This is a genomic window from Vibrio minamisatsumaniensis, assembly GCF_050337445.1.
GTDB lineage: Bacteria > Pseudomonadota > Gammaproteobacteria > Enterobacterales > Vibrionaceae > Vibrio > Vibrio artabrorum.
The window spans coordinates 42,238-67,469 of the sequence record NZ_JAKJSY010000018.1; the positions used below are offsets into that span (position 1 = coordinate 42,238).

Here is a 25,232-nt window from a genome sequence, read left to right on the forward strand (position 1 = left end):
GAGCCCCTGTTTTTGAACTCGTAATGGTGATAAACCGTTGTTGGTCTCAACATCGAGGAACCTCCTCGATAAAGCCAATTATTGAAGCAGTGCTTCGAAGGTTAAATGGACGTTGGCACTGGCTTTGTCTGCCAGTGGGTTATTGATCAACTCACCTTTGTAGTTTGCTTTCATGACATAACGACCCGCCACATCCGGGGTGAACGTGATTTCGCCATTCTCATCACTCACAACATCAATCTGCTCTTGGTGGTTGCGGTAAAGCGTGCCTTCACGGGTGATCTCCGCGGTCACGTCTTTCTGAACTTCACCGTTATAGAAGAATTGGAATGTTACAGGTTCGCCTTCAATGATGTCTGAAGGGTGTGTTACTGGTTTCATTTCAAGAAGCTTACCCTCAATCTTAAAGACTGAATCTGATGGCTTACCGACTGTGATGTAACTTTCAGCGCGAGTGAAACTGAGCTGCGTTACCACGTCACGTGATTCTTTAGGAAGGACGGAATCGCGGTCTGCCTTGTTCGCTTTGATCCTTTTCACGGTATCACGACGGCCCGCTTTATAATGTGTATAGTAAGAAGGTTCATTATTAATCGCGACTTTATGCGTACCTTCTTCTTCAAAGTAGAAATCGAAAATTGAACGACGTTTACCGCGAACGACAAAGTTTGGACGCTCGCTTCGGCCATCGGGCATGATGACCTGCGCATTTTCACTGCCTGCGGGCTTATCGAAAACGAATGTACCGTGAGACGCAGTCACGTCAAATGTCAGCCAATCCCCCCCCACTTTCGATACCGTGAAGTGAGACGGTAATACCCAACGGGGGTGTGCTTGGGCTGTAGTCGTTGACGCTAAACCGAACGCCACAACACCCGCTAAAGCCAGTACTTTCATTTTTGTCTGTTTCATTATGTTCAATTCCGTTATTGATATTTTTTAACTGTGTCACCCAATGAGGTCTAACGATGACAAACGCCGATTCTTTTCTCACTGGTGAGTCATCGCAGGTATTAACTGGCGCATCGGCTATTTAACGAGGTAATTCAAGGTGATTTCACCCGTCTCTTTGGTTGCCTTTAACTGATAAAACGCATTTGCATCCGTAAGTGATACTTTTTGACGCAGGTAGTTACGGCCACCGTGTTCACGAACCACTTCGATGTGAACGGTATATTCACCTTGGTCTAGGGGCTGGCCGTCATCGCTCTTACCATCCCAAACGAAACGGTACTTGCCAGCTGGGCGCGTTGCCGATGTCACAGCATCAACGAGTTCACGATCGTAGCGTCCAACTTTTCTCCACCAGCTACGTAAATCTTTAAGCCATTCGTCTTTACCAACCCAAAGCTCAATGGTTTTTACTGACTTTCGCTCACTGTTTTCTACCCACACCGCCACATAAGGGCGTGCATACATTGAGGTATCTATCTTTGGCAGCTCAAAACTGACATCCATTTTTGCCGAATCAGGAATCGCTTGTGCCATACCTAGGCTTGGTAAAAGAGACAACGCAAGAAGTGCCTTGCTCCAGTTGATTTTTTTCATGTTTAACAACCTTTTAATCCGTTTAACCTTTGACTTTTCTTGATGCTGATTGATCAAGCGAGTGAAGAGTTAAGGCACAGCAACAAAATAAACAGCAAGTGAGATTACAGAGCCAACGACCGTCCATTTAATGGAGGTATTGAGCGTTTTTTTCTTAGGGAGTAGCAAGCACACACCGGTGAGAACAAAGAAGATCATCAGCAGCGCTGTGATATCGATGAACCACTTCCAAACTTCGCCGCTGTTACGCCCTTTATGTAGGTCGTTCAACAGAGCAATCACGCCGTAATTCGTGGTTTCGACTTCCACCGTTTCAGACGTCAGATCAACAAATACCGAACCGTTGTAGCCTGGCCCTTTGAAGTCCATTGACACTTCACCAACAAGCAATGCTCCATCTTCAATTTCGGTGTAGATGTCTAAACCAGAAGCAACACCAGATAAATTAGCCTCTTCAAAAAGAAATGCTTCAAAGGCGTTATCATCGACTTTTAATCGTCCGTCTTCGATCGTGAACAAACTGGCGGGAAGTGTTAGCGTAGAGCGTTGTATATTGGGTTGGCTTGACTCAAATAACTCAGGTCGATTTAGGGTGATGCCCGTTACCGAGAAAAAAAGAACAACAAACAGAAGCGCCATTGAAATATAAACATGAAGTCGACGAGCCCAAGATTGGATCGCCCTACTTTTTAACGACATACAAACTAATACCTATAAATTTCATGGCGACAATCTAGTTGATAATCATTCGTATTGACATTTAATTTACATTGTTTACGTTCGCAGATTGTTTACATTTGCAAATGACGTAAGGAAATTTACGCAACATTACATGGGAAGTCATCGAACTGTTTGCCTATTCTTGCTAACTTGTACTAGAGAGAATGGTTCACTCGTCATCATTCTCATTAATAACAGGGGGCAAACCTTAAAAATCTCAGTATCAACATACTTGATTGAGGTTGGTGTAGGGTAGCAACTGTGACTTTAAGGTGTGAAAGTTGAGACTATTTGAGCTTTCCAACACTTTGACAACCATGTAAACGCGGTGGACTCTTTGGTTGATGTAGTTTGTTAAAAACTGAGCGAATAACCGATTTATGAGCGCTAATTTAGCCTAAAGGGATTTTGAAATGCGTATTATTGTTTTGGCTTTTATGACGCTTATAACAGCGTGCAGTAGCCTAATACCCGGCACAGAAGAGCGTCTCCAACAATACATAGGGGCAAACATCAGCGATGTACAGGCGTTGTATCTCAGTGAACGCTCGCGCCCCATCAGTTTTTGGGCGTCTCGACACTATGCTTGGGTTGAAATGAAGACGTTATGGGAGGATGGCAACACTTTACACACCTTTAAAAATCCTTATCGCGACTGCTCCATTAACTGGATAACGGACAACAGTGGTGTTATTCAAAGTGCTACGTCTAGTGGCACGATGTGTGAGCCTTAAATCCATAAATCCATAAATCCATAAATCCATACAATATAGCGAGATGAGCTTAAGTCACCAACATTAACGATGGGTGTCATTGGAGCGAGCAAATGGCACCCATATAAATGTTATGCTTGTTGTGTTCGGTTTTCACTATCAGGAATTAGACATTTCCTTTATCACTGACTTTTCTAAGCTGAGTCAGGTATTTAATCCAACCTTGTGCTTCAGATGACGGTTCAATGTTATTTGCACGCTTGGCTTGCGCGAGCGCGTTATCAAGCTTCTTAAGCTTGTACCATGAACGTACTTTCGCTAATGCCACATCAGCTTGTTTGTTTTTGTCTTTCACTTTGTCTAACACAACCAATGCTCGCTCGTAGTAACCTTGCTGAACCAGTAGTTGAGCTACATTCCAATGATACTGAGCATCTTTTTGAGACGCCAACGTCCACACTTTAATGGCATTGTCCCACTCTTTCGCTAATTGCCAATACGTGGCTTGCTCTGCGAGAAGTTGAACGTCGCTGTTCGCATCGTCTAACTTAGCTATTTCTTGTGCGGCTCGCTCTGGAATACCACGTTTGGCATACAATTGAGCCAGTAGCCGTCGATCTGATTTTTTAAGCTCTACGCCTTGGAGATCAGCCAGTGCTAAGGTATTCAATGCATCTCGGTAACGATCCAGTCTTAACTGAATACCGACCAGTTGACGCCACCAATTATCTTTCTCTGGTTGAAGTTCAATGAGGCTTTCCAATGTAGGAATAGACGGTTTCCACCGCTTTAACTGAAGCTGTGCGCCGAGTTTTAACGATAGAGGTGATAACTCAGGTTTTGAATTGAACTTATCATGATTACCGATGGCCACGAGTACTTTCGACCAGTTCTTCATTTGGTATTCAGCTTGTGCAATTCGCATCCAAAGCGTGTCTTTCTTTTCCTTTTCTGGTGCTGTTTTCACTAACTCGTAATAGTACCGAAGCGCCTTTTTGCACTGCTGATCGTTCAACAACAAATCAGCCAGCATGCGCTTCGTGACCCAAGCTTGCTCATCAACGAGCAAATGCGTATCGACGGCATAAGTGAGCTGCTTAATCGCCGCATCAGTTTTACCATCTTGCCAATAAAATACACCAAGCATACGTGCTACATAGGCTTTATCGTAACCTTTAGAGAGATCTAAATCCGCCAGTACATCAATGGCCTGCTTAACCTGTTCATCTTGAGCCAGTTGATAGGCCTTTTGAACACGAATAGCCGTATATTGTGATAACGCTTGGGCTTGTGTTGTTAGGGGCATTAATAACACGCCCACTAATATCCATATCTGTTTCATCATTTTGCCAACTTAAACTCGAGTTTCACGGTTTGACCAACTTGAGCTATCGCTTTTCCATCAACAACTTTCGGTTGATATTTCCATTTTTTAAGTGCTCTCACGGCTTCACGTTCAAACATTCTACGTGGGTTTGCATCCGTGACTTGAATGTCGACAGGTCGTCCCGTTTCATCGATGGTAAAAGACATAATGACATGACCTTCAGCGCCACGCTTCAGCGCTTTAGCTGGGTAACGCGGTTCGACTCGATACAGAGGCATTGCCTGTTGGTTTGACCCAAAATCAGAAAAGGCTGGCGCGTTAATCGCTAAACCATCAATTGATGTATCCAAATTCAATGAAGGCAGTGACGACATTGAGTTGAGTGGCGTCACTTCCGCTTGTGATTGAGACGCTTGTGCTTTCGGTGGCGGATCTGGCATTTCTGGTTTTTCAGGAACGACACGTTGTCTTCTTTGAACTTGTTGTTCTTGTTCCACCATCACCATATTGAAACTTAACGTCTCACGGTTGTCTGCTGAACGTTGATGACCATTATCGACCATCCAAGCCATAAAAGAAAAAAGAGCTAAACCCAATGCGCCCGCCAGCGGTAGAGCAAGAAATAGGCGAATCATTGATCAAGATCCTCCCAGATCATCGCTTATCAGCCGCAAGCGCAATATTTTTAACACCCGCACTTTTGGCGGCGTCCATCACTTTAACAACCGTACCGTTATAGGCGTGTTCGTCCGCCTGAATAACCAAAGAAGCATCCGGTTGTTCTAATAACAAATGTTCTAATGTCGCTTGAACACGTTCAACATCAACAACACGTTTATCTATATAAATGTCGTTTGCAGAAGTAATCGCAACAAAGATGCCCGCATCCTTTTGGCTGACGACGTTAGACGCTTGTGGGCGATTGACTTCAACCCCTGATTCACGAACAAATGAACTGGTCACGATAAAGAAGATCAGCATGATAAATACAATATCAAGCATCGAAGTAAGGTCTATTTGAGCCTCTTCGTTTTTAGAATGACGTCGACCGAGTCTCATCGTTGACTCCTTAAAGATTTTTCTAATTTCAATTCTAAGTGGTGACACACTTTTGCTAAACGCGCGTGAACAAACATGCCTGCCAAAGCAGCAACCATACCCGCCATGGTTGGTAGCGTTGCCAACGAGATACCTGAAGCCATCAATTTAGGGTCACTGCTTCCTTGAGTCGCCATCACATCAAAAACAGAGATCATACCGGTGACGGTACCTAACAACCCCAACATCGGGCAAATAGAGACTAATAGCTTAATAAAATTCAAGTTCTGGTTAAGTAAGATACTCGCTTGCCCCAACCAACCTTCACGAATGGCTTTAGCATACCAAGAAGAGTGCTCTTCTCGTTCATGCCACTGAGTAATCCAAACCTGACGTTGCTTTGGAAAGTAGAACGCAAGATAAAGTATACGTTCTACCACAAGCACCCAAAATACTAGGACAACCGCGGCTAACCACCACAGGACGAAACCGCCCTGCTCCATAAAGCTTGATAAAGACAGCAGCCAGTCACTCGTTAACCAACTTGCTGGTAATAGAGAAGCCGACAAAATATCCATTACGCCACAGTCCCAACAGGTGAGCCAACAGGGTTCGATTCAGCTCTCTTTTCTGCCTGATCAGCAACAAGACCGATACCTTGTTTCTCAAGAATATTACGAATGTTCTCAGCCTGAGTGCTAAGAATGTTGTGGGCGAATAGAAGAGGCATTGCTGCAACAAGACCAAGTACGGTGGTTACCAGCGCCATCGAAATACCTCCCGCCATCACTTTAGGGTCGCCATTGCCAAACTGGGTGATCACTTGGAATGTTTCGATCATGCCGGTTACTGTACCTAACAAACCAAGCATTGGTGCTAGTGCTGCCAATAGCTTAAGCATCGATAAACCTTTCTCTAAGTGAGTCTGCTCATCGACTACCGCTTCTAAAAGACGCAGCTCTAGCGCTTCAACCGTTCGGTTTTGCTCTTTGTTGTAAACCGCAAGAACCCGACCTAGAGGGTTGTCACCCGCTTGATCTGGAGCCTTGAGTTGTGCGCGAATTTTCTGGCGAGCGATAGCCAAAGAAATACCGCGAACCAATGCGATGATTAAGCCAATAACCAAGAATCCGATGATCACTTTACCAACCACGCCACCCGCTTGAAGGCGATCGGTTAGGCTTGGTTCCAAAGCCAATTGTTCTAGCATGCGCCCACGAGAAGGATCGACAACCACATTCGATACTTCACCATTTGCTAATGCAGAAAGCGACGCCAATGTTGGGCCATTCGACGGCTGTTTTAGATACGCTATCGCATCTTGACGCTGAGTGTTCCAGTTTACGTAGCCTTGATCGGTCACTAGGCCAATGGAGCCTAGACGGTAAGCGTCGACAGTTTGTGTGTTGCCTTCACCGTTGATGAACGCTATTTGGGTTTTACTCAGCTCTGTGCTCGCTTTAATCTGCTCAACCATACTCATCCACAAACCTGTCAGCTGTGGCATTGAAGGCAGTGATTTAGCATCCATGATTTGGGTAACGGTTGCCGTGTGTTCAGCACGATCCACACTGTTTACTGTTGTACTCAGCTCGGCACCGAGTTCTTTGGCATTTTGACGCACGACACCGAACAACTCGCCTAAGCTACCGGTCTCTAAACGCAACTTCTCTTCCAAGCGAGCGAGCTTGTTTTCGTTGTCACTGAATGTCTGAGTCAGCACATCGGTCGCATTTTGAATAGAAGTGCGCTTCGCTTCAAGTTTAGCTTTAAGCGCTTTGAGTTCTTGTTCTCTCTTTTTGAAATCAGCTTCACGTACTAAATTGTGAGAAGCTTGAGCACGGCTCTCCATTTTTGCTTTATTCACTAGTTGAGCCGTCGTGTCTGATGCAGAAAAAGCAGAAAATGAAATAGAGGCCATACAAATCAGCGCGGCGAATGGTTTTAAGTTCATTACTTAACCTCCGCAACGGTTAAAGAAACAGGTAACGTTATCAAGCTTGGTGCCGCTTGTTGGTTCGCAATATCGTAAGCTTTATCTAATTCAGATTTCATGGATGAATCGAGCGCTTGCCACTGATTTTGTGTTTGATTCCAAGCCCAATATTGACTGCCCTTTAGGTTGCGAGCCACTAAAGAGATACGACCTAAGTGGAGTACATCAGCTTCAATCGTTCTGTCGCTGCTCAGTGCTACACGACCTTGATACGCACCCAGCTTGATACCGTAATCCATCTCTATTTGGTAAGCTTCTAGAATACGACGGTATTTTTCTGCATCACTCACATCAGCGTGAGTCATCATTGCTTGCAGCTTTTCAACTCTTTCTAAACGCTGTTGTTTCTTGATTGGCACATCTTGTTCAACCAACTGTTGCAGACCATCAATCATTTTATACATCAAAGGCACAACACCTTGACGTGTGTACTTAATTTCAGCGATCTGATCTTCAATGCTCTTCGCTTCTTGATTCTGGCTCTCAACCAAGGCAACCAAGTGGTCGTGATAGATATCTAGGTTTTTTACTTCTTCTTGCAGACGCTCAATCTCAGCTTGTAGCATTAACGTTGCTTGTGAGCTTTGATCAATAACTTTTTGGCTCGACGCCGATGTGTTATTGGTCTTGTTTTGAATGGATTGAGCTTGATCTAAGCTGTTTGCCATCAAAGGCGTTGCAACCAAGGTAATCGCGRGCGCTAAGCTAGTTTTAAAAAGAGTCATAATTATCGTTATTTACTATAGAAGAAGGTCAAATGAATTTTATTGATAAACAGTCTCATCATCATTAAAAGTCACTCACATTACTAGAGATATTTTGCGAAATAGCAGAATCACGAAAGGGGAAATCCGCTGTTTTCCCCTGCGTATTTATGCTAGCAATAATACTCGATTATCAAATTAGTATTTTACTTGTAAAGTCGCCATGTAGTTGCGACCCTCGCCAACCACGACACCGCTTGTGCTGCCCCCTTCAAGATAATCAGTATCAAACAGGTTTTCTACATTGAAACGAGCAACAAAAGCGAGGTTTTCGTCGTACTTCATTGTATGTGCGATCCCCATATCGACACGCGTGTAGGCGTCCTTTTTGAAGGTGTTTGCATCTTCAGTGTAACGCTCACCAACATGATAAACACCTAAGTTGACATCAGTACCGTTATTAAACGAATAAGTAGACCAAATACTGGCGGTAAACTCTGGGACATCTGCTGGCGTTTTGCCTGCCAGTGCTGGGTCATTCTGGTATTCCGCATCCAAAAGCATGGTTGATGCACTCAGAGAAAAGGCATCGGTCATGTAGCCAGTAGCCGACAACTCGACACCAGTATGAACTTGCTCGCCCACTTGGGTTGTGCGTGTCTCTTTACCGTTATTGCTTGCGGGGTCAAGGTCTTCAGTCACTTGCATGTTCGACTGAGTGATCTGGAACAATGCGCCCGATACCAACAGGCGCTCATCAAACAGTTCCCACTTAGAGCCTAGCTCGTAAAGTGTACCTTTTTTTGCCTCTTGAGATTGTCCAAAATTCGCATCATCTTGATCTGTAATTTCACCAACAGGCTCGAAACTTTCAGCGTAAACCGCGTAAATAGAACCGTTTGGAGCTGGTGAATAGATTAGGCCGGCTTTAGGAAGGATGTTGTTGTAACTCTCCTCTACACCTTTACTGCTCTTCGTTTTATCGTGAGCAAAACGCACGCCCGCGAGCACTTGCCATTGGTCATTCAATGTCACTAAATCTTGAACGTAAAGACCGTAGTGCTGGCTTTCTGAGTGATCAACTTTGCTGTCATTCTTGTAGCTAACGTTAGAAGGCATATCAAAACCGTTACCACATGATGCGACGGCTTCTGCTTCTGTTGCGTTAACACAGGTGTAGCCAGAGTCATATAAACGTGCATAGTCGTAATGTAAGCCATTCACACCAACAAGCAGACGATGGTTAACACCTAGCGCATCAAAGTCACCCGTAAAGTCTACGTAAGCGGTATCAAACGTCCATTCATCATGACGGTCTGACACCTTGTAGCCGTAGCCACCGTTCTTATCGTCATATACCGTGTTGTTCGATTCTGTACGTTGACGTTCATAGAACTGGCGGTTCATGCCTGTTTTCATAGACCAAGCTTCGCTTAGATGAGCCGTTACCGATACTCCGTAATTGGCAACGTCATTGTCTGTTTGAGCAAAACGCTGATCGTTCACAGTGTTAGGCTCAATCTCTTTACCCGTCGATGTGTCGATTTTAGAACCATTGTCTAAATCGCCCTCTTCTATCGTACGATCATAATGAACCGACAACATGATATCTTCGTTGATATCGTAATCAACAAACAAACCACCCACAAAACGATCGGTTTCGACATCCGTACCATCAAAACGTGTACGGTAAGAATCTTGGTTTTCTTGTGAAACAATAAGACGAGCACGTAAAGTTTGCTCATCATTCAATGAGCCACTAACATCCGTTGTCGTGCGAGTGTAGTGATCAGAACCCATATCCTGACTTACATTAACTTGTGTTTCATACGTAGGCTTCTTAGACACCATGTTAACAAGGCCACCCGGCGCTGACTTACCGTAAAGGAGACCCGCAGGGCCTTTTAATACTTCTACGCGCTCTAAAAGTTCGACAGGCTGGCGATAGTGAGACCAGTGTTGAACACCATCACGCAAATAACCAGAGCTACTGTCGAGCTCAAAACCACGAAGTGTAAAGCGTTCACGGTTTGTTGACTTAGAGCCCGCACCAACAGAAGCGTCATTTTTAAGAACTTTCCCTAATGTGCTAGCACGCTGCTCATCAATAATTTGTTCATCAATGACTGAGATTTGTCCCGGAGTCTCTAATTGAGTTGCCTCCATGCGCATGGCTGTTGTGTTCGTGTCAGCTTTGTAACCGTAGTCACGACCTTCAACGACCATATGCTCGTCTGTTTTTACTGTTTCTGCCAATACCGCTGGTGACGCTAATACTGCACCAATCACTAAAGCTAATGGGCTCTTTGAAAACATGTCCTTTTCTCCGCTTTTATTCTTTTAGACGAACACTTTCTATTTATTCGATGTGCTCGTTAAACCGTTTCCGGTACCACTGAATCATTCTCGATAGGGAATATAAGTGATAACCATTACCATTTGCATTGAATTTACATTCTTTGCATTCAGAGGAGAGATGCCCCCTGAACTTTAGAAAAGAATTCAAGGCTCTGGCGGAATGAAAAATCCATCGTTTGCTTTACCTACTGGGCTACAACCTTGTTTTTGCTCCTGATTCGATAAATGAGCGGGACGCAGTAAAAAGCTTCGTCTTATTTATTACCTGTGAAATGGCCTATTTATGTATAGAGGTATCGAATTTTGTAAGTTTATTGTGAATATTCATGGTTTTATTTGTTTATTTCACAAAAATATCAGTGAGCCAGATCACATCTGCAATCCCGGAGTGATTTTTTGTTTTTCGATTTAATATACCGACTGCTAATCTCCTGCTCACTTTGAAAAGGTGTCAAAGTTATAAATAATAAGGAGTGTTCTAAATGAATACCAAGAAACCTATGTCTCTGACTGGACGAGTTATCCTCGGTATGGTCGTGGGTGTACTTACGGGATTTGCCATTCAATCCTTTTTTGCAGAAAGCGGGTTTGTTAACAACTATATCGTTCATGGGCTCTTTGAAGTCGGAGGACAAATATTTGTTGCGAGTTTAAAAATGCTTGTTGTTCCACTGGTGTTCGTTTCACTAGTATGTGGAACGAGTTCGCTTAAAGACATATCAACTTTAGGCCGTATGGGTGGCAAAACACTGGCGCTCTATATTGGTACAACTGCCGTTGCTATCACACTCGCCCTAACCATTGGTAACTTATTCCAACCGGGGGCAGGTGCCGACTTAACAGCAGCAAGCTCATTCAAATCAGCGGACGCACCATCTTTGGGTCAAGTCATCATTGACATGTTCCCAACCAACCCTATACAGGCGATGGCTGAAGGTAAAACACTGCAAGTAATCGTGTTTGCCGTATTGTTTGGTATTGCTATTAGTGCTGCAGGTAAACCGGGCGAACGTATCGCTGCTGTTTTCGCAGACTTAAATGAAGTTATCATGAAGCTGGTCGCGCTCCTGATGAACCTTGCCCCTTACGGCGTGTTCTTCTTGATGGCAAAAATGTTCTCAGGACTTGCTTTAAGTGCAATTTGGAGCCTAGCAGAGTACTTCTTAGTGCTTGCGGGAACCCTACTACTGCACGCCCTAGTGACTTACAGCTTGATGTTAAAAGGGTTCACTGGTTTAAGCCCGATGATGTTCTTACGTAAGATGGAAGATGCGATTATGTTTGCATTTTCAACAGCGTCTTCAAACGCAACGATTCCTGTCACAATGGAAACGGCGAAAAACCGTATGGGTGTTGATAACAAAGTAGCCTCATTCACCATTCCGCTAGGTGCAACAGTGAACATGGATGGTACGGCTATCATGCAAGGTGTTGCGACGGCGTTTATTGCACAGGCATACAATATTGACCTCACGATGGGTGACTACTTAATGGTTATCCTAACCGCTACGTTAGCGTCTGTTGGTACAGCAGGTGTTCCAGGCGTGGGTCTCGTTATGCTAGCAATGGTATTGAACCAAGTCGGTCTGCCGCTTGAAGGTATTGCTCTTATCATGGGTGTTGACCGCCTTCTTGATATGATTCGCACAGCTGTCAACATCACAGGCGATAGCGCAGTAACCATCATTGTGGCTAAGTCTGAAGGTTCTCTCGATGAGTCTCGCTTCAACGACCCTTCCGCAGGCGAGAAAGAAGAAGAAGTCAGACTATCGCAGCAACAAGCATAGTCTCACTATTATCTCCTAGCTTAAGGGATCATTAATGGCGATGCCTTAGCGTATAGATAAAAATATAAACGCCGCTGCGATTGCAGTGGCGTTTTTTTATGTCTCTCAAAGACCAAAATAATCAGCGGTCTAATCACTTATCGGGAACATCAAATTGACTCTCAAGCCTCCGCCCTCTCGATTCTCAGCGGTAACATGACCATTCATCACACCCATTGCTTCCTTCACGATAGCAAGGCCTAGGCCATAACCACCCGATTGTTTGTCTCTAGCTGACTGTAGACGTGTAAACGGGTCGAAAATTGTGGCCATTTTATTATCTGGGATACCGTGGCCGTTGTCTTCCACAGCTATGACACTGTAACTTTTATCAAGGACGAGTTCATGCGTGGTCACCAAAATATGAGCATCATCACCGGCATACTTAATCGCATTCCCCACCAAATTACCGATAACCCTTAAAAGTAACCTTTCATCAATATTAACCATTTTCGTCGGCGTTCTTAACTCGCCAACCAAAGTTTGGTTTGGCTTTAGATCGTTCTGCATTTGCGCAATAAGTAACGAACAGTATTGTTCCAAGCTCATCAAAGACAGCTTAGATTCGTAACGAGACGTCTCTAGTCGGCTAAATTCGAGAATTTCGCCGACCAGCTTATTCATCTCTTCCGTTTCATTTTCAAGCCTGTCGAGTAGACCGACGTTACTCTCATCGACTTTACCTCGCAACAAATGTAATGCGAGGTTTTGTCTTGCTAACGGCGTTCTGAGTTCATGGGACACATCTCGAAGCAATCGACGTTGCTTTTCAGCCAGAGACTGTATTTCAAATGTCATATGATCAAAATCATGGGCAAGTTCGTTAAACTCACGCGTACTTGAACCTAACTCCGACACAACACTGACGGAAAAATCCCCTTGTGCGAGCCTTCGGCTTGCTTCTCTTAAACGATCCAGCGGCTGTTGTAAGCTTTTCGCCATACCCATAGAGAACAGTAACAACACGAACAAAGCGATTAAGGCTTTTAACAGATATGAGTATGGCGCGAAGGATTTGGCTGGGTGAACCTGATCAGGCAATTGAATGACCAACGTCTTACCATTGTTAAGGGGCAGACCAAAAATAGGCTTACTCACACGGTCACTCAGTTGGTGATCTAACTTGCGCAAATAATTCAACTTGAATTCAAAATGCGGATGCATGTCTCGATGAGTGATGGGTTGATGATCTTGGTCGATAACGAAGAGAGAATAAGCTTGCGCATTTCCCCAATCCGCCAGCTCGTCCATGTCCCCTTCTTCGAGCAACACATTCGCTTGGTAAGCAAGGTCAAGCATTTCAGCTTTAACGGATTCAGGCACCTTTAACAAGGCTTTCATCAACGCTCGCTCTGCCACTCCTTGAAGAAGCAAGATACTGACCAGAATCACCGTTAAATAGCTGAATAACTGAAACGTCAAGCCATCCTTACGCTTGGCGATAAAGTCGGGGTAACGCAGTAATTTTTTACTCATGCCCCGACCGACTCTAAATAGCTATAGCCTTTACCACGAACCGTTTTTATGTGTTGCTTAGACAAGCCCGCCTGAACAAGCTTTCGACGTATATTGCTGATATGCATATCTAAGTTACGATCGAAAGGACAGAGTTCTTTCTTAAGCACATCGATTTGCAGATTGGATTTAGAGACAACAATCCCTTGGTTTTTAACAAGGTAATCCAACAAATCTTTTTCTGTACCAGTTAGCGGTAAACGAGAGAGTTGTTCGCACAAGCCATGATTAGATGACGCAAGAGATTGCCTTTGACGCTCAAAACCTACCCGACGTAAGATAACTTTAATGCGGGTCAATAACTCTGGAACATTGAAAGGTTTCGCGATGTATTGATCTGCGCCAGCTTGATAACCCTCTAACATAGAAGCGTCGTCATTAAGTGCTGTCAACATAAGAATTGGCGTAGCAAATCGCTGACAGATTCGCCTAGCCACTTGGATACCACTTAAATTAGGGAGCATTACATCCAGTAGAACCAAATCGATAGGGTTTGACTGGATAAACTCTAGCGCAGATTCACCGCAATGAGCGGTATCGACGTGATACCCCTCATTTTCCAATACTTCACCCAGTAACTCACACAACTGGATATCATCATCAACAACTAAAATGCGAGACATTGCACACACCGATAAATAAGAATAGTTTGCATTCTAATTATCAGTATTATTGATTTCAATGATAAAGTGAGAGATTTCCTCTAAAGCAGAAGATCTTTTTCAATCGCTACAAATTTCGAGGCTGAATCGATTAAGTGTTGGGCAGTTAATCCAGGAACACCATACACCTCGACCGGTTTACCGAAGCGTTGTTTGATTCGCTCAACAAGGATTTCAAAGTCCCCATCCCCAGAAACTAAAACAATCGTATCCACTGTCTCAGCCAGTTCTATCGCATCAAGGGCAATTCCCACATCCCAATCGCCTTTTGCACTACCATCTCTGCGCTGAATAAATGGTTTTAACTTCACATTAAAGCCAACACCGCGAAGGATATGGTGGAACTGACGCTGTTTAGGGTCTTGGCTAGAGATTGCGTAGGCATTGGCGGCAACAACATGACGCCCTTCAGTAGCAACATACCAAAACTGGTTATAATCGAAATTAGAACGGTATTTGTCGCGTGTCGTGTAGTAAACGTTCTGAACGTCGACCAAGATTGCTATATTTTCCATAAATTCATACCTTGAGATTTTCCGTATACCCTATTCTATCCAATTGAAAAATGCGAGTCGCTTTACTTAATAAAAATGAACCTGTCAGCTATCGTTAACGTAAATCTAATATCTTTAGCGTAATCCTAACTATGCTTAATGTAAGTAGATTCGTTTTGAACGTTTCTTAGATGGTTTTGAACTTCACCTTCTGCTTTACGTAACATTCAAATCATACTCAGGCTTAGCGCTTATGAAGGGAGGTTGGCAATGCTGCACCGACAAACACACAAATCGAACGTAAGCATCGACACAACCAAACTGGTGCAAACGTTGAATCAACCATCAAACTCAGGTCTCTGGTTTAGTTTGCTAAAACTACTGACCATCAGCACGGTGTTAATCATGAGCTTAACCATCAACTCAGTACTCGCCTACCCCGTCTATTCTCACTCAAAGCCTTTGCCGCACCGCAGTCTGATTTATTTCGCTCCTAAGGAAGATTCCGTCGTTAAAGCATTTCTGAATGAAGTATTGATCAATAACTGTCAATTGGACGAACGAGATGTCGTTGTGATGGTTATTGCTGAGAGTGGTTATACCGTCCCGACTTGGCTAGAAGAAGAGTTTAACTTAGAGGCAGTCACCAGCATTTATGAGATCCCGAAAGGATCACACACCGCGGTTTTGATTGGAAAAGATGGGAAAGAAAAGCACCGATGGAGTGGCAAAACAGATTGGAATCAGATCACTAATATCATTGATGAGATGCCAATGCGCCAACAAGAAATGCAGCGACAAAACAGTCGCTGCAGTATTTAATGACTCACTGAGTGTTATCTAGGTTACTCAACTTGTTCTTGAAACCAAGCCAGTTTTTCATGCAGTTGAGCGACACTACCTACAATGATCAAGGCTGGGCTGATTGCGTCTTTAGCCAGATTAGCTAAATCTTTTAGATCACCACGAAACACTTTCTGCTCTCGACGAGTACCATTTTCAATAATGGCGACAGGCATATCCGCCCTCATACCATGATATAAAAGATTTTTTTGTATATTGGGACTCTCTTTTAAACCCATGTAGAAGACAATGGTATGGTTGTGCTGAGCAAGAGATTGCCAGTCAATATTTTCACCATCTTTCTTAAGGTGACCGGTAATAAACTGGACACTCTGCGCGTGATCACGATGAGTCAACGGAATGCCCGCATACGCGGTTGCACCAGCCGCCGCCGTGATGCCCGGAATGACTTCAAATCTCACACCATTCTCAGCTAACGTTTCACACTCTTCGCCACCACGCCCAAAGATAAATGAGTCTCCCCCTTTCAGGCGTACCACATGCTTACACTCTTGTGCTTTGGCGACTAATAGTTGGTTGATCTGATCTTGCGGCACACAGTGATGATCGAGCTTTTTGCCCACATACAGCATTTCAGCATCGGAATTAGCCATTGCCAAGATATCTTTTGATACCAAGCGGTCATAAACGACCACATCGGCCTGTTGAATAACTCGTGCCGCTTTTAGCGTAAGTAAGTCAGGATCACCCGGACCTGCCCCTACTAATGAAACCAATCCTTTGGTGACTTGTTTAACTATCGATGACGATACTTCTGACATTCTGCGCTCCGAAAGCTTACTTGTTTTATCTCAAGCGTAAATCTACACGATAAGTCACTGTATTCACGATGACTTATCCAAATCCCTATGCCTTAGACTATCAGGTGTTGACATAAATATTCAGGCTAAATACCAACGAAGATAGAAGTAATTATAACAAAACAATCTATATCGGGTATTTTGCTCAACCAAATTCAACGCGTTGATGATCTTTTGGGATATTCAAACTAAAAAGCCCCAAACACTGTGTTGGAGCTCTTCATCTCACACTCAATGGCGCTTTAAATCACTTGGCTACTTGGCTACTTGGCTACTTGGCTACTTGGCTACTTAGCGATGGTGCCGTTTTCGCGTGAGTTAGGTATAAAGGAACCGTGGTTAACAGTAAACCACCAACGATATTACCCAAGATTGTTGGGATAAGGTTGAAGTTCAACCATGTCGCGATACCAAAATCAGCGCCGAGCATCATACCCAGTGGGAATAGGAACATGTTTACTACAGTATGCTCAAAAACTAATGCGAAGAAGATAAAGATTGGGAACCACATCATTGCTACGCGGCCAGACACTGTGCGAGCGGTCATGTTACCAATCACGCCTAGACATACCATCAGGTTACAGAAAATGGCACGTACGAAACAGGTGATCCATCCATCCATCCCCATATTTTCAAAACCTAAGCTACGACCAGTAGAAACAGCGATGAACTTTTGCGCAACGGCGTTGGGTTCTAGAGAGAAGTTGCCCGTTAGAGATAAAGCCACAAGGAAAGCAACAATCAGAGAACCGATCAGATTACCAAGACCCACAAGCCCCCAACAACGCAAAACACGCCCCCAAGTCACACCAGGACGGTTATCAAATTTCGCTAAAGGTGCTAAGCCAAATACACCCGTGACCAAATCGTAACCCATTACACTTAAAATCACGAAACCCACAGGGAACACAAGTGCGCCCACGATGCCAATCCCGGTTTGCACGATAGTTGTGATAGCGACAACCACCGCCAGAGATAAAATGATACCCGCCATCGTGCTTCGAATCAGAAGATCACGAGCACTTGTTTTTATTTTTGCTTCACCCACATCGATCATCGTTTGAACGAATTCAGCGGGTTTGAAATCAGGAGACATAAGGTTGTCCTTAAAAAGTTTAAATTAAAAGTGAAAATTGGATAGGAAAAGGCTCTAACTGCCGAGTTAAGGCAATATCGACAGCTAGAACCCTTGAACTATCAAATCTTGCTGACGAATTATGCTGAGATTTCAACCGCGCCTTTGGTCACACGAGCTTTGTACGCTTTCACGTTGAAGTTCTCGTCTTCCATACAGACACCCGTTGCTAGGTTAAAGCGTTGCTTTTTAAGTGGGCTTGCCACCCAAAGCGCTTCTTTGTGCTCAACAATCAAACCACGTGATAACACGTTAGATTGGAAGTATGGATCGGTGTTACTGATCGCGAAGACTTGTTCAGCTTCGGTTGGGCGGAAGATAGCCACTTGCTCACCAGCAACCAATGCACAAACACCTGTACCAGGGATAATGTCGTCGATCTTACTAACTTTGATAAATGCCATGATGTCGTCTCCCAATTAAACCAGTTCAACGTGAATGATGTCGCCCTGATGCTTTGAAGTAATGGCTTCAGGGTGTTTCTCGGTGAATGTCGCTGGACGGTGTTGTTCACGACCATCTTCAACAAACACAACGTTATCATCACGGTCATCAGCATTGATGAAGTGTGCAAAGCGCTTAAGTTGAGCTTCATCGTTGATGGTTTCTGTCCATTCACAAGCGAAGTTATCAACTAGGCCAGCAATGTCAGTTTCAAGTTGGTCATTGATACCAAGCTTGTTGTCAACAATCACTTCACGTAGGTAATCAACCCCACCTTCTAGGTTGTCCATCCATACCGAAGTGCGTTGCAGTGGCGCAGCCGTGCGGATGTAGAACATCATGAAACGGTCGATGTACTTGATCAGCGTTTCTTGGTCGAGGTCGCTTGCCAGTAAGTCTGCATGACGAGGCTTCATACCACCGTTACCACACACATACATGTTCCAACCTGCGTCAGTCGCGATGAGACCTAAATCTTTACCTTGCGCTTCCGCACACTCACGAGTACAGCCAGACACACCAAACTTCATCTTATGAGGAGTACGGATGCCTTTGTAACGGTTCTCGATCATCACGCCTAGGCCAACTGAATCTTGAACGCCGTAACGACACCAAGTTGAACCTACACATGTCTTCGCCATACGAAGTGCTTTTGCGTAAGCTTGACCCGTTTCGTAGCCTGCAGCGATTAACTTCTTCCAGATAGCGGGTAAGTCATCTTTTTGAGCACCGAATAGACCGATACGTTGTGCGCCCGTGATCTTGGTGTACAAGTTGTATTCAGCCGCTACGTCAGCCAAAACACTTAATGCTTGAGGTGTAACTTCACCACCCGCCATACGAGGGATAACAGAGTAAGTACCGTCTTTTTGCATGTTACCGAGGAAGTTATCGTTGGTATCGTGCAGCTTCACTAGCTCAGGTTTAAGGATGTGCTCGCCCCAGCAAGAAGCAAGGATAGAACCCGCTAGAGGCTTACAGACTTCACAGCCGTAGCCCTTACCGTATTTCTCTAATAGCGCGTCGAATGTTTTGATTTCTTCAATACGAATCAGGTGGAAAAGCTCTTGACGAGAGTAAGCAAAGTGCTCACATACGTCGTTCTTCACTTCGACACCGGCTTTAGCCAATTCAGCGTTCAGTACTGAAGTCACTAGTGGAATACAACCACCACAACCCGTACCAGCGCCAGTCACTGCTTTGATATCACCAATGGTGTGGTGACCTTCAGCAACGGCTTGAGCAATCTTGCCCTTCGTGACATCGAAACAAGAACAGATAACAGCAGACTCAGGAAGCGAGTCCGCACCCAGTGTTGGCTTTTCAGCACCAGCGTGAGCAGGGAGAATCAATGCATCTGGGTGTTCTGGAAGGTCGATTTCATTCAGCATAAGCTGTAGAAGATCGCCGTAGTCAGACGTGTCACCAACCATTACTGCACCAAGCAGCTTCTTGTTGTCTTCAGAAACGATGATACGCTTGTAAACTTCTTGCTCTTCGTTTTGGTAAACGTAGCTCTTACAACCAGGAGTACGACCGTTTGCATCACCGATAGAACCTACTTTCACGCCTAGAAGCTTAAGCTTCGCAGACATGTCAGCCCCTTCAAATGTGCTTTGGTTGCCAACAATGTGGTCAACTGCGACTGTCGCCATTTTGTAACCAGGAGCCACTAGGCCGTAGAACGTTTGGTTCCAAGAGGCACACTCACCGATTGCGTAGATGTCTTCATCAGTGGTTTGACAGTGGTCGTTAATCTCAATACCGCCACGAGGCGCAATACCCAGCCCCATTTGACGAGCAAGTTTGTCTTGAGGGCGTATACCCGCTGAGAATACGATGAAATCAGTTTCTAGCTCAGTGCCGTCTGCAAAGCGCATCACGTTACGAGCTTCAGTGCCTTCAGCGGCAATCTCAAGCGTGTTCTTACTGGTATGTACGTTTACGCCCATACGTTCGATCTTTTGACGAAGCTGATTACCACCAGCAAGATCAAGCTGCTCTGCCATCAACTTTGGAGCAAACTCAACAACATGAGTGGTTACGCCAAGCGCTTTTAGTGCACCTGCAGCTTCAAGGCCAAGCAGCCCCCCACCAACTACCACACCAGACTTTGAGTTCTTAGCGGTTGCTTCAATCGCTTTCAGATCTTCGATTGTGCGGTAAACGAAACAATCTTTACCTTCGCTGCCTTTAATTGGCGGTACGAATGGAAAAGAACCCGTAGCAAGGATAAGTTTGTCGTATTGAATTTCACGACCAGTGCTTGAGTAAACGGTTTTCTTTTCACGGTTAACGTTGATAGCACGTTCGCCGATCAGTATGTTGATGCCGTGTTTCTCGTAGAAGCCTTCTTTTACTAAAGAAAGTTCGTCTGCCGTGTGGTGTGAAAAGTAAGAAGAAAGGTGCACACGGTCATACGCTACACGAGGTTCTTCACAGAACACCGTGATGTCCATGTTGGCAACATCTGTTTTCTCAACCAAATCTTCGATATAGCGATGGCCAACCATCCCGTTACCGACTACGACTAGCTTCATCTTGCTCATAAGAATTCCTGAAGGTGATATATTTCTTAACTGAGCGGATAATGAATTATGAAATAAAATGAAAATATGATGTAAATCAATGACGAAATTGAACTACCCTAAAGAGGTAGAAGAAAAGAGGAGGAATTGATTCATTTTAAAGCAAAACAGAAATAAACCTTGCCTTTAGTAGGGTTAAGAAGCGTTGCGCACACACGCCTGTTTAACTATTTACAAGAGATCGATGTTACGCCGATTCAACAAACTTGTGAGAAATGACACTAACTTTCATTTTTACCAGGCTAAATGTAATAACAAATGAAAGTATTACGAAACGATGATGGACTGTGTATAAATATGAAGATATTAGCCATAAGAGATTCAACGTGATAGAGAGCCAAACAGGCCTTTTTACTCGTTTCGATTAAGCCAATCGTATTGAGGCAGAGCAGCAAATAACACATCGAATTGATCAAGTGAGGGTGGCATGGCGAGACGACAATCAAACCGATCGCAAACAGAGTAAGCAACGAGGGAAACGAGAATGATAGATAGCAAAAAGGCCAGCATTTCTGCTGGCCTTTCAACTTAAATAGTGGAGGCGCCTCCCGGAGTCGAACCGAGGTCCACGGATTTGCAATCCGCTGCATAGCCACTCTGCCAAGGCGCCTTCAATAGTGTTTAAAGAGAACAACTCTCTTGATTACGACCAAACAAGGTAACAATCAAATAGATGGTGCCCCGGGCCGGACTTGAACCGGCACAGCGCGAACGCCGAGGGATTTTAAATCTCTTGTGTCTACCAATTCCACCACCAGGGCACGCAATTCTTTATTGCGATGCCGATTACTGAAAAGTAAAACACCATCTTAATGCTGATGCCAATCAACATTACAAAATTTGGAGCGATACATCGGGTTCGAACCGATGACCTCAACCTTGGCAAGGTTGCGCTCTACCAACTGAGCTAGTATCGCATTTTCATTCTTATWAYCTCTTAACTTATCAAACTAAGAGAAAGAATGGAGGCGCCTCCCGGAGTCGAACCGAGGTCCACGGATTTGCAATCCGCTGCATAGCCACTCTGCCAAGGCGCCTTAGTATCTCCAACAGTATCGCTCAAAGCCATCCTCTTGGGTACGGGATGCATTCTACGGATTAAGACGATTGAGTCAATAATATTTTTTGTATTTTTAATTCGTTTGAATAAATTTCATACGAAACAGGCCAAATAGCTGACTTTATAGGCAAAACATACTGCAAACGTGTTATTCAAAGGAGACCTAAATCACATTAGATACCGATTATTAATCACTTCACCGAAAGTTAAAGATCAAAAAAGCGAGCCTCAGCTCGCTTCTCTATCAATGGTGTTTTTCGTCCAGCAAATCGTCTTTGGCTGCCGTCAAGTATTGCGCCATAGACCAGTAAGTTAGAATTGTTGCAATGTAAAGTGCGATGTAGCCAACCCAAATCATCCAATCGTCATAACGCCAAATCAGCACCCACAACGCGAACATTTGAGAAAGGGTTTTCACTTTTCCAACCCAAGAAACCGCAACACTTGCGCGTTTACCAATCTCAGCCATCCATTCGCGAAGCGCTGAAATGATGATCTCACGAGCTATCATGGTGACCGCTGGGATCGTGATCCAAATCGAGTGGTAATGCTCAGTGATCAAGATAAGAGCCGTAGCAACCAACACTTTGTCAGCGACCGGATCAATAAATGCACCGAAGCGAGAGGTTTGCCCCAACTTACGAGCTAACATGCCATCGAGCCAGTCAGTAAAACCTGCTACCCAAAAAACCATCGCAGCAGCAAAAGGAGCCCATTGATAAGGTAAGTAAAAGACGACAACGAATACTGGGATCAGAAACAGTCTCAGTAAGGACAAAATATTAGGTATATTCAAACGCATATTATTAGGCTCTTATTAATTGCGCTTCAATGGTGCGGGATTTTTACTATTGTTTCAATGCTTGATAAATGTTTTCTGCCAAAGAATGACTAATACCCGGCACTTTGGCTATTTCTTCGACAGTTGCACGCTTAAGTTCTTGTAAGCCACCCATATATTTGAGCAGAGATTGACGACGCTTCGGTCCTACACCTTCAATTCCTTCCAATGCACTGGTTCGACGAGTTTTACCTCGTTTGGCTCTGTGCCCAGCTATCGCATGATTATGGCTCTCATCACGAATGTGTTGGATAAGGTGCAGTGCGGGTGCATCACTTGGTAGATTAAACTCTTCACCTTCAAGGGTTACCAAGGTTTCTAAACCCGGCTTACGTGTTACCCCTTTCGCTATCCCCATCATTCTTGGTCTAAATGGCCAATCCCCCCAATATTGAGAAATGATCTCATGCGCGCGGTTTAACTGACCTTTGCCACCATCGATAAAGATGATGTCTGGAATTTTGTCGACATCGAGTTGCTTCGAGTAACGTCGTTCAAGAACCTGTGCCATCGCCGCATAGTCATCACCACCAGTAATACCCGTGATGTTATACCGGCGGTATTCAGCTTTAACCGGGCCTTCTTGATTGAATACCACACAAGAGGCAATCGTACTTTCACCCATGGTATGACTGATATCAAAACATTCCATCCGCTTGATAGAGTCTATCGATAGCACTTCTTGAAGCGCTTTGAAACGCTGATTAATCGTCATTTTGTGATTAATCTTAGTCGTGATCGCCGTCAATGCATTGGTATTCGACAACTTAAGATAACGGCTTCGGGTGCCTGAAGGGTGCGTATTGAAGTGAATCTTACGCCCCGCGACGTCACACAAAGCTTGTTGAATCGGTGTAACATCTTCCATCAAATCCGCATTCAGAATCAGACGCGTCGGGATGGTTCTGGCTTCATTATGTGCTAGATAATACTGGCTTAAAAAGCTCGAAAAGACCTCTTCTCGCACCGTATTGTTGGGAATTTTCGGGAAATGACTTCGACTGCCTAAAACCTTGCCTTGGCGAATCATCAAGATATGAATACAAGCTACGCCATTCTCTTGAGCGAATCCGAGCACATCCATATCTTCCATTGAATCATCAGATACATACTGTTGCTCTTGTACACGTCGAATCGCTTGAATTTGGTCACGGAAAGCGGCCGCCTGTTCAAAACGCAGCTCTCGACTTGCCTTGTCCATTTTACCGATGAGCGTCTCAAGGACTAATTTGTCTTTCCCTTGTAAGAATAAACGAACGTAGTCGATAAGTTCACGGTACTCTTCATCAGAGATAATAGAGCTGACACATGGCGCTGCACAACGACCAATCTGATACATCAAGCATGGACGGGTTCTGTTGGCATAAATGGTATCTTCACACTGGCGGGCAGGGAAAATCTTTTGGATGAGGTGCAGCGTCTCACGCACAGCACCGGAATCAGGGTAAGGCCCGAAGTATTCGCCCTTTTTCTTCTTAGCACCACGATGCATCGACAAACGAGGATGCTTATGACCACTAATGAAAATATAAGGGTACGACTTATCATCACGCAGAAGTACATTGTATTTAGGCAAGTACTGTTTGATGTAATTGTGTTCAAGAATGAGTGCTTCTGTTTCCGTGTGCGTAACGGTGACATCAATTTTATCGATATGACCGACCAAAGCGCGTGTTTTTTCACTGTCGACTTTTTTACGGAAATAACTGGACAAGCGTTTTTTGAGGTTTTTAGCTTTACCGACGTAGATAACAACAGCCTCGGCGTTATACATACGATAAACGCCGGGCTGCTCTGTTACTGTCTTGAGGAATTCAACTGAGTCAAACAAGTTGGTCACGATACGTTAAAGGGTCTCAGTGTCTAACATTCCATGTCTAATCGCTAAGTGAGTCAGTTCCACATCACCACTGATATTCAGTTTGCTAAACAAACGGTAACGGTAACTATTGACGGTCTTAGGACTTAGATTGAGTTGTTCCGAAATATCCGTCACTTTCTGACCCTTCGTAATCATCATCATAATTTGAAGTTCACGTTCAGATAAGTCTGCGAATGGATTTTCAGATGCAGGCGAGAATTGGCTTAAAGCCATCTGCTGCGCAATTTCTGGTGAAATGTATCGCTGGCCACTATTGACCATTCGAATAGCATTGACCATTTCATCCGGACCTGCACCTTTAGTAAGGTAACCCGCAGCCCCAGCTTGCATCACTTTAGTCGGAAATGGATTTTCCGTATGAACCGTTAAAACGATAATTTTAATATCAGGATTGAAACGTAAAATTTTCTTGGTTGCTTCTAAGCCACCAATACCTGGCATATTCATATCCATCAAAATAACGTCAATATTATTAGTACGACACCATTTGACAGCATTTTCACCGCTTTCAGCTTCCCCTGCTACGTTCATTCCACGGACGTCTTCAATAATACGTCGTATCCCTGTGCGAACCAGCTCGTGATCATCTACAAGGAAAACATTTATCAAACTTGTATCTCCACACTATTAATTGGCCCTGCAACCACTGTGTCATTTCGTCTGTTTACAACAATTAAAGAAAAGAGCAGTGGGTCACAGCATTGAGTACATCTTAAC

Annotated in this window: 23 protein-coding genes and 4 tRNA genes; 3 read left to right on the forward strand and 24 right to left on the reverse strand. The window is 44.3% G+C overall.

Annotated features, from left to right (window positions below; all coding sequences use genetic code 11):
* Positions 1-78: 78 nt before the first annotated feature.
* The 3 genes from L4B77_RS05610 to L4B77_RS05620 all read right to left on the reverse strand — a co-directional run bounded on the left by L4B77_RS05610 (position 79) and on the right by L4B77_RS05620 (position 2,247).
* Positions 79-915 carry a DUF4198 domain-containing protein gene (locus L4B77_RS05610; RefSeq protein ID WP_429749073.1) on the reverse strand — a complete coding sequence of 279 codons (837 nt, stop codon included), beginning with the start codon at positions 913-915 and terminating at the stop codon, positions 79-81.
* A gap of 114 nt (positions 916-1,029) precedes the next feature.
* Positions 1,030-1,548 carry a DUF2271 domain-containing protein gene (locus tag L4B77_RS05615; protein ID WP_261840063.1) on the reverse strand — a complete coding sequence of 173 codons (519 nt, stop codon included), beginning with the start codon at positions 1,546-1,548 and terminating at the stop codon, positions 1,030-1,032.
* 69 nt (positions 1,549-1,617) lie between these two features.
* Positions 1,618-2,247, reverse strand: coding sequence for a PepSY-associated TM helix domain-containing protein (locus L4B77_RS05620; RefSeq protein ID WP_429749042.1), 630 nt, complete (start codon positions 2,245-2,247; stop codon positions 1,618-1,620).
* Positions 2,248-2,681: 434 nt separating this feature from the next.
* On the opposite strand from L4B77_RS05620, the gene L4B77_RS05625 reads away from it, so the two are divergent.
* The gene (locus L4B77_RS05625) at positions 2,682-3,002 is read left to right on the forward strand and encodes a hypothetical protein (RefSeq protein ID WP_261840065.1); all 321 of its coding nucleotides are present in this window, start codon (positions 2,682-2,684) and stop codon (positions 3,000-3,002) included.
* A 145-nt stretch (positions 3,003-3,147) separates the two neighbouring features.
* Here L4B77_RS05625 and L4B77_RS05630 read toward each other — a convergent pair whose 3' ends face one another.
* The 7 genes from L4B77_RS05630 to L4B77_RS05660 form a co-directional block, all read right to left on the reverse strand.
* A complete protein-coding gene (locus L4B77_RS05630; protein ID WP_429749044.1) occupies positions 3,148-4,326 on the reverse strand; it encodes a tetratricopeptide repeat protein in 1,179 nt (392 codons plus the stop codon).
* On the reverse strand, positions 4,323-4,943 hold the full coding sequence (locus L4B77_RS05635; protein WP_429749046.1) for an energy transducer TonB: 621 nt from the start codon (positions 4,941-4,943) through the stop codon (positions 4,323-4,325). Before L4B77_RS05635 ends, L4B77_RS05630 begins: the two co-directional genes overlap by 4 nt.
* Before the next feature lie 19 nt (positions 4,944-4,962).
* Complete coding sequence (locus L4B77_RS05640) at positions 4,963-5,367, reverse strand: ExbD/TolR family protein (protein WP_261840068.1); 405 nt, start codon at positions 5,365-5,367, stop codon at positions 4,963-4,965.
* Positions 5,364-5,924 carry a MotA/TolQ/ExbB proton channel family protein gene (locus tag L4B77_RS05645; protein ID WP_261840069.1) on the reverse strand — a complete coding sequence of 187 codons (561 nt, stop codon included), beginning with the start codon at positions 5,922-5,924 and terminating at the stop codon, positions 5,364-5,366. The genes L4B77_RS05640 and L4B77_RS05645 overlap by 4 nt, the downstream gene beginning before the upstream one ends.
* A complete protein-coding gene (locus L4B77_RS05650) occupies positions 5,924-7,300 on the reverse strand; it encodes a MotA/TolQ/ExbB proton channel family protein (RefSeq protein WP_429749049.1) in 1,377 nt (458 codons plus the stop codon). The genes L4B77_RS05645 and L4B77_RS05650 overlap by 1 nt, the downstream gene beginning before the upstream one ends.
* The gene (locus tag L4B77_RS05655; RefSeq protein ID WP_429749051.1) at positions 7,300-8,067 is read right to left on the reverse strand and encodes a DUF3450 domain-containing protein; all 768 of its coding nucleotides are present in this window, start codon (positions 8,065-8,067) and stop codon (positions 7,300-7,302) included. Before L4B77_RS05655 ends, L4B77_RS05650 begins: the two co-directional genes overlap by 1 nt.
* 177 nt (positions 8,068-8,244) lie before the next feature.
* Positions 8,245-10,362: a TonB-dependent siderophore receptor gene (locus tag L4B77_RS05660; RefSeq protein WP_429749053.1), complete on the reverse strand. Its 2,118-nt coding sequence runs from the start codon at positions 10,360-10,362 to the stop codon at positions 8,245-8,247.
* 524 nt (positions 10,363-10,886) lie between these two features.
* On the opposite strand from L4B77_RS05660, the gene L4B77_RS05665 reads away from it, so the two are divergent.
* Positions 10,887-12,191, forward strand: a complete 1,305-nt coding sequence (locus tag L4B77_RS05665) for a dicarboxylate/amino acid:cation symporter (protein WP_429749055.1) — start codon at positions 10,887-10,889, stop codon at positions 12,189-12,191.
* 129 nt (positions 12,192-12,320) lie between these two features.
* Here L4B77_RS05665 and L4B77_RS05670 read toward each other — a convergent pair whose 3' ends face one another.
* The 3 genes from L4B77_RS05670 to L4B77_RS05680 all read right to left on the reverse strand — a co-directional run bounded on the left by L4B77_RS05670 (position 12,321) and on the right by L4B77_RS05680 (position 14,922).
* Positions 12,321-13,706 (reverse strand): histidine kinase sensor domain-containing protein, encoded by a 1,386-nt coding sequence (locus L4B77_RS05670; protein WP_429749057.1) that lies wholly within the window; start codon positions 13,704-13,706, stop codon positions 12,321-12,323.
* Entirely contained in the window at positions 13,703-14,368 is a 666-nt protein-coding gene (locus L4B77_RS05675; RefSeq protein ID WP_261840075.1) for a response regulator transcription factor, read from the reverse strand. Before L4B77_RS05675 ends, L4B77_RS05670 begins: the two co-directional genes overlap by 4 nt.
* 80 nt (positions 14,369-14,448) lie before the next feature.
* Positions 14,449-14,922 (reverse strand): LabA-like NYN domain-containing protein, encoded by a 474-nt coding sequence (locus L4B77_RS05680; RefSeq protein ID WP_261840076.1) that lies wholly within the window; start codon positions 14,920-14,922, stop codon positions 14,449-14,451.
* Positions 14,923-15,171: 249 nt separating this feature from the next.
* Here L4B77_RS05680 and L4B77_RS05685 point away from each other — a divergent pair, with 249 nt between their 5' ends.
* The gene (locus L4B77_RS05685) at positions 15,172-15,723 is read left to right on the forward strand and encodes a DUF4174 domain-containing protein (protein WP_429749060.1); all 552 of its coding nucleotides are present in this window, start codon (positions 15,172-15,174) and stop codon (positions 15,721-15,723) included.
* A 23-nt stretch (positions 15,724-15,746) separates the two neighbouring features.
* Here the strand turns inward: L4B77_RS05685 and cobA are convergent, their stop codons facing one another.
* The 11 genes from cobA to uvrY all read right to left on the reverse strand — a co-directional run bounded on the left by cobA (position 15,747) and on the right by uvrY (position 25,124).
* Complete coding sequence (cobA, locus tag L4B77_RS05690) at positions 15,747-16,526, reverse strand: uroporphyrinogen-III C-methyltransferase (RefSeq protein ID WP_429749062.1); 780 nt, start codon at positions 16,524-16,526, stop codon at positions 15,747-15,749.
* Between the two features lie 310 nt (positions 16,527-16,836).
* Positions 16,837-17,661 carry a formate/nitrite transporter family protein gene (locus tag L4B77_RS05695; RefSeq protein WP_429749064.1) on the reverse strand — a complete coding sequence of 275 codons (825 nt, stop codon included), beginning with the start codon at positions 17,659-17,661 and terminating at the stop codon, positions 16,837-16,839.
* 119 nt (positions 17,662-17,780) lie between these two features.
* Positions 17,781-18,104 carry a nitrite reductase small subunit NirD gene (nirD, locus tag L4B77_RS05700; protein ID WP_429749066.1) on the reverse strand — a complete coding sequence of 108 codons (324 nt, stop codon included), beginning with the start codon at positions 18,102-18,104 and terminating at the stop codon, positions 17,781-17,783.
* Between the two features lie 15 nt (positions 18,105-18,119).
* Positions 18,120-20,693, reverse strand: coding sequence for a nitrite reductase large subunit NirB (gene nirB / locus L4B77_RS05705; RefSeq protein WP_372040346.1), 2,574 nt, complete (start codon positions 20,691-20,693; stop codon positions 18,120-18,122).
* A 575-nt stretch (positions 20,694-21,268) separates the two neighbouring features.
* Positions 21,269-21,342: transfer RNA gene (locus L4B77_RS05710), tRNA-Cys, on the reverse strand.
* A 64-nt stretch (positions 21,343-21,406) separates the two neighbouring features.
* Positions 21,407-21,493: transfer RNA gene (locus tag L4B77_RS05715), tRNA-Leu, on the reverse strand.
* An 80-nt stretch (positions 21,494-21,573) separates the two neighbouring features.
* Positions 21,574-21,649, reverse strand: a tRNA-Gly gene (locus L4B77_RS05720).
* A gap of 46 nt (positions 21,650-21,695) precedes the next feature.
* A tRNA-Cys gene (locus tag L4B77_RS05725) sits at positions 21,696-21,769 on the reverse strand.
* A 267-nt stretch (positions 21,770-22,036) separates the two neighbouring features.
* Positions 22,037-22,594 carry a CDP-diacylglycerol--glycerol-3-phosphate 3-phosphatidyltransferase gene (pgsA, locus tag L4B77_RS05730; protein ID WP_261837529.1) on the reverse strand — a complete coding sequence of 186 codons (558 nt, stop codon included), beginning with the start codon at positions 22,592-22,594 and terminating at the stop codon, positions 22,037-22,039.
* Between the two features lie 46 nt (positions 22,595-22,640).
* A complete protein-coding gene (gene uvrC / locus L4B77_RS05735; RefSeq protein WP_261837530.1) occupies positions 22,641-24,473 on the reverse strand; it encodes an excinuclease ABC subunit UvrC in 1,833 nt (610 codons plus the stop codon).
* A gap of 6 nt (positions 24,474-24,479) precedes the next feature.
* Complete coding sequence (gene uvrY, locus L4B77_RS05740) at positions 24,480-25,124, reverse strand: UvrY/SirA/GacA family response regulator transcription factor (RefSeq protein WP_261837531.1); 645 nt, start codon at positions 25,122-25,124, stop codon at positions 24,480-24,482.
* Positions 25,125-25,232 lie beyond the last annotated feature (108 nt).

What these genes read in the sequence shown, in the direction of transcription:
- L4B77_RS05615 (WP_261840063.1), bottom strand. Translation starts at nt 1,548, where the DNA reads ATGAAAAAAATCAACTGGAGCAAGGCACTTCTTGCGTTGTCTCTTTTA.
- L4B77_RS05620 (WP_429749042.1), bottom strand. Translation starts at nt 2,247, where the DNA reads ATGTCGTTAAAAAGTAGGGCGATCCAATCTTGGGCTCGTCGACTTCAT.
- L4B77_RS05625 (WP_261840065.1), top strand. Translation starts at nt 2,682, where the DNA reads ATGCGTATTATTGTTTTGGCTTTTATGACGCTTATAACAGCGTGCAGT.
- L4B77_RS05630 (WP_429749044.1), bottom strand. Translation starts at nt 4,326, where the DNA reads ATGATGAAACAGATATGGATATTAGTGGGCGTGTTATTAATGCCCCTA.
- L4B77_RS05635 (WP_429749046.1), bottom strand. Translation starts at nt 4,943, where the DNA reads ATGATTCGCCTATTTCTTGCTCTACCGCTGGCGGGCGCATTGGGTTTA.
- L4B77_RS05640 (WP_261840068.1), bottom strand. Translation starts at nt 5,367, where the DNA reads ATGAGACTCGGTCGACGTCATTCTAAAAACGAAGAGGCTCAAATAGAC.
- L4B77_RS05645 (WP_261840069.1), bottom strand. Translation starts at nt 5,924, where the DNA reads ATGGATATTTTGTCGGCTTCTCTATTACCAGCAAGTTGGTTAACGAGT.
- L4B77_RS05650 (WP_429749049.1), bottom strand. Translation starts at nt 7,300, where the DNA reads ATGAACTTAAAACCATTCGCCGCGCTGATTTGTATGGCCTCTATTTCA.
- L4B77_RS05660 (WP_429749053.1), bottom strand. Translation starts at nt 10,362, where the DNA reads ATGTTTTCAAAGAGCCCATTAGCTTTAGTGATTGGTGCAGTATTAGCG.
- L4B77_RS05665 (WP_429749055.1), top strand. Translation starts at nt 10,887, where the DNA reads ATGAATACCAAGAAACCTATGTCTCTGACTGGACGAGTTATCCTCGGT.
- L4B77_RS05670 (WP_429749057.1), bottom strand. Translation starts at nt 13,706, where the DNA reads ATGAGTAAAAAATTACTGCGTTACCCCGACTTTATCGCCAAGCGTAAG.
- L4B77_RS05675 (WP_261840075.1), bottom strand. Translation starts at nt 14,368, where the DNA reads ATGTCTCGCATTTTAGTTGTTGATGATGATATCCAGTTGTGTGAGTTA.
- L4B77_RS05680 (WP_261840076.1), bottom strand. Translation starts at nt 14,922, where the DNA reads ATGGAAAATATAGCAATCTTGGTCGACGTTCAGAACGTTTACTACACG.
- L4B77_RS05685 (WP_429749060.1), top strand. Translation starts at nt 15,172, where the DNA reads ATGCTGCACCGACAAACACACAAATCGAACGTAAGCATCGACACAACC.
- cobA (WP_429749062.1), bottom strand. Translation starts at nt 16,526, where the DNA reads ATGTCAGAAGTATCGTCATCGATAGTTAAACAAGTCACCAAAGGATTG.
- L4B77_RS05695 (WP_429749064.1), bottom strand. Translation starts at nt 17,661, where the DNA reads ATGTCTCCTGATTTCAAACCCGCTGAATTCGTTCAAACGATGATCGAT.
- nirD (WP_429749066.1), bottom strand. Translation starts at nt 18,104, where the DNA reads ATGGCATTTATCAAAGTTAGTAAGATCGACGACATTATCCCTGGTACA.
- nirB (WP_372040346.1), bottom strand. Translation starts at nt 20,693, where the DNA reads ATGAGCAAGATGAAGCTAGTCGTAGTCGGTAACGGGATGGTTGGCCAT.
- pgsA (WP_261837529.1), bottom strand. Translation starts at nt 22,594, where the DNA reads ATGCGTTTGAATATACCTAATATTTTGTCCTTACTGAGACTGTTTCTG.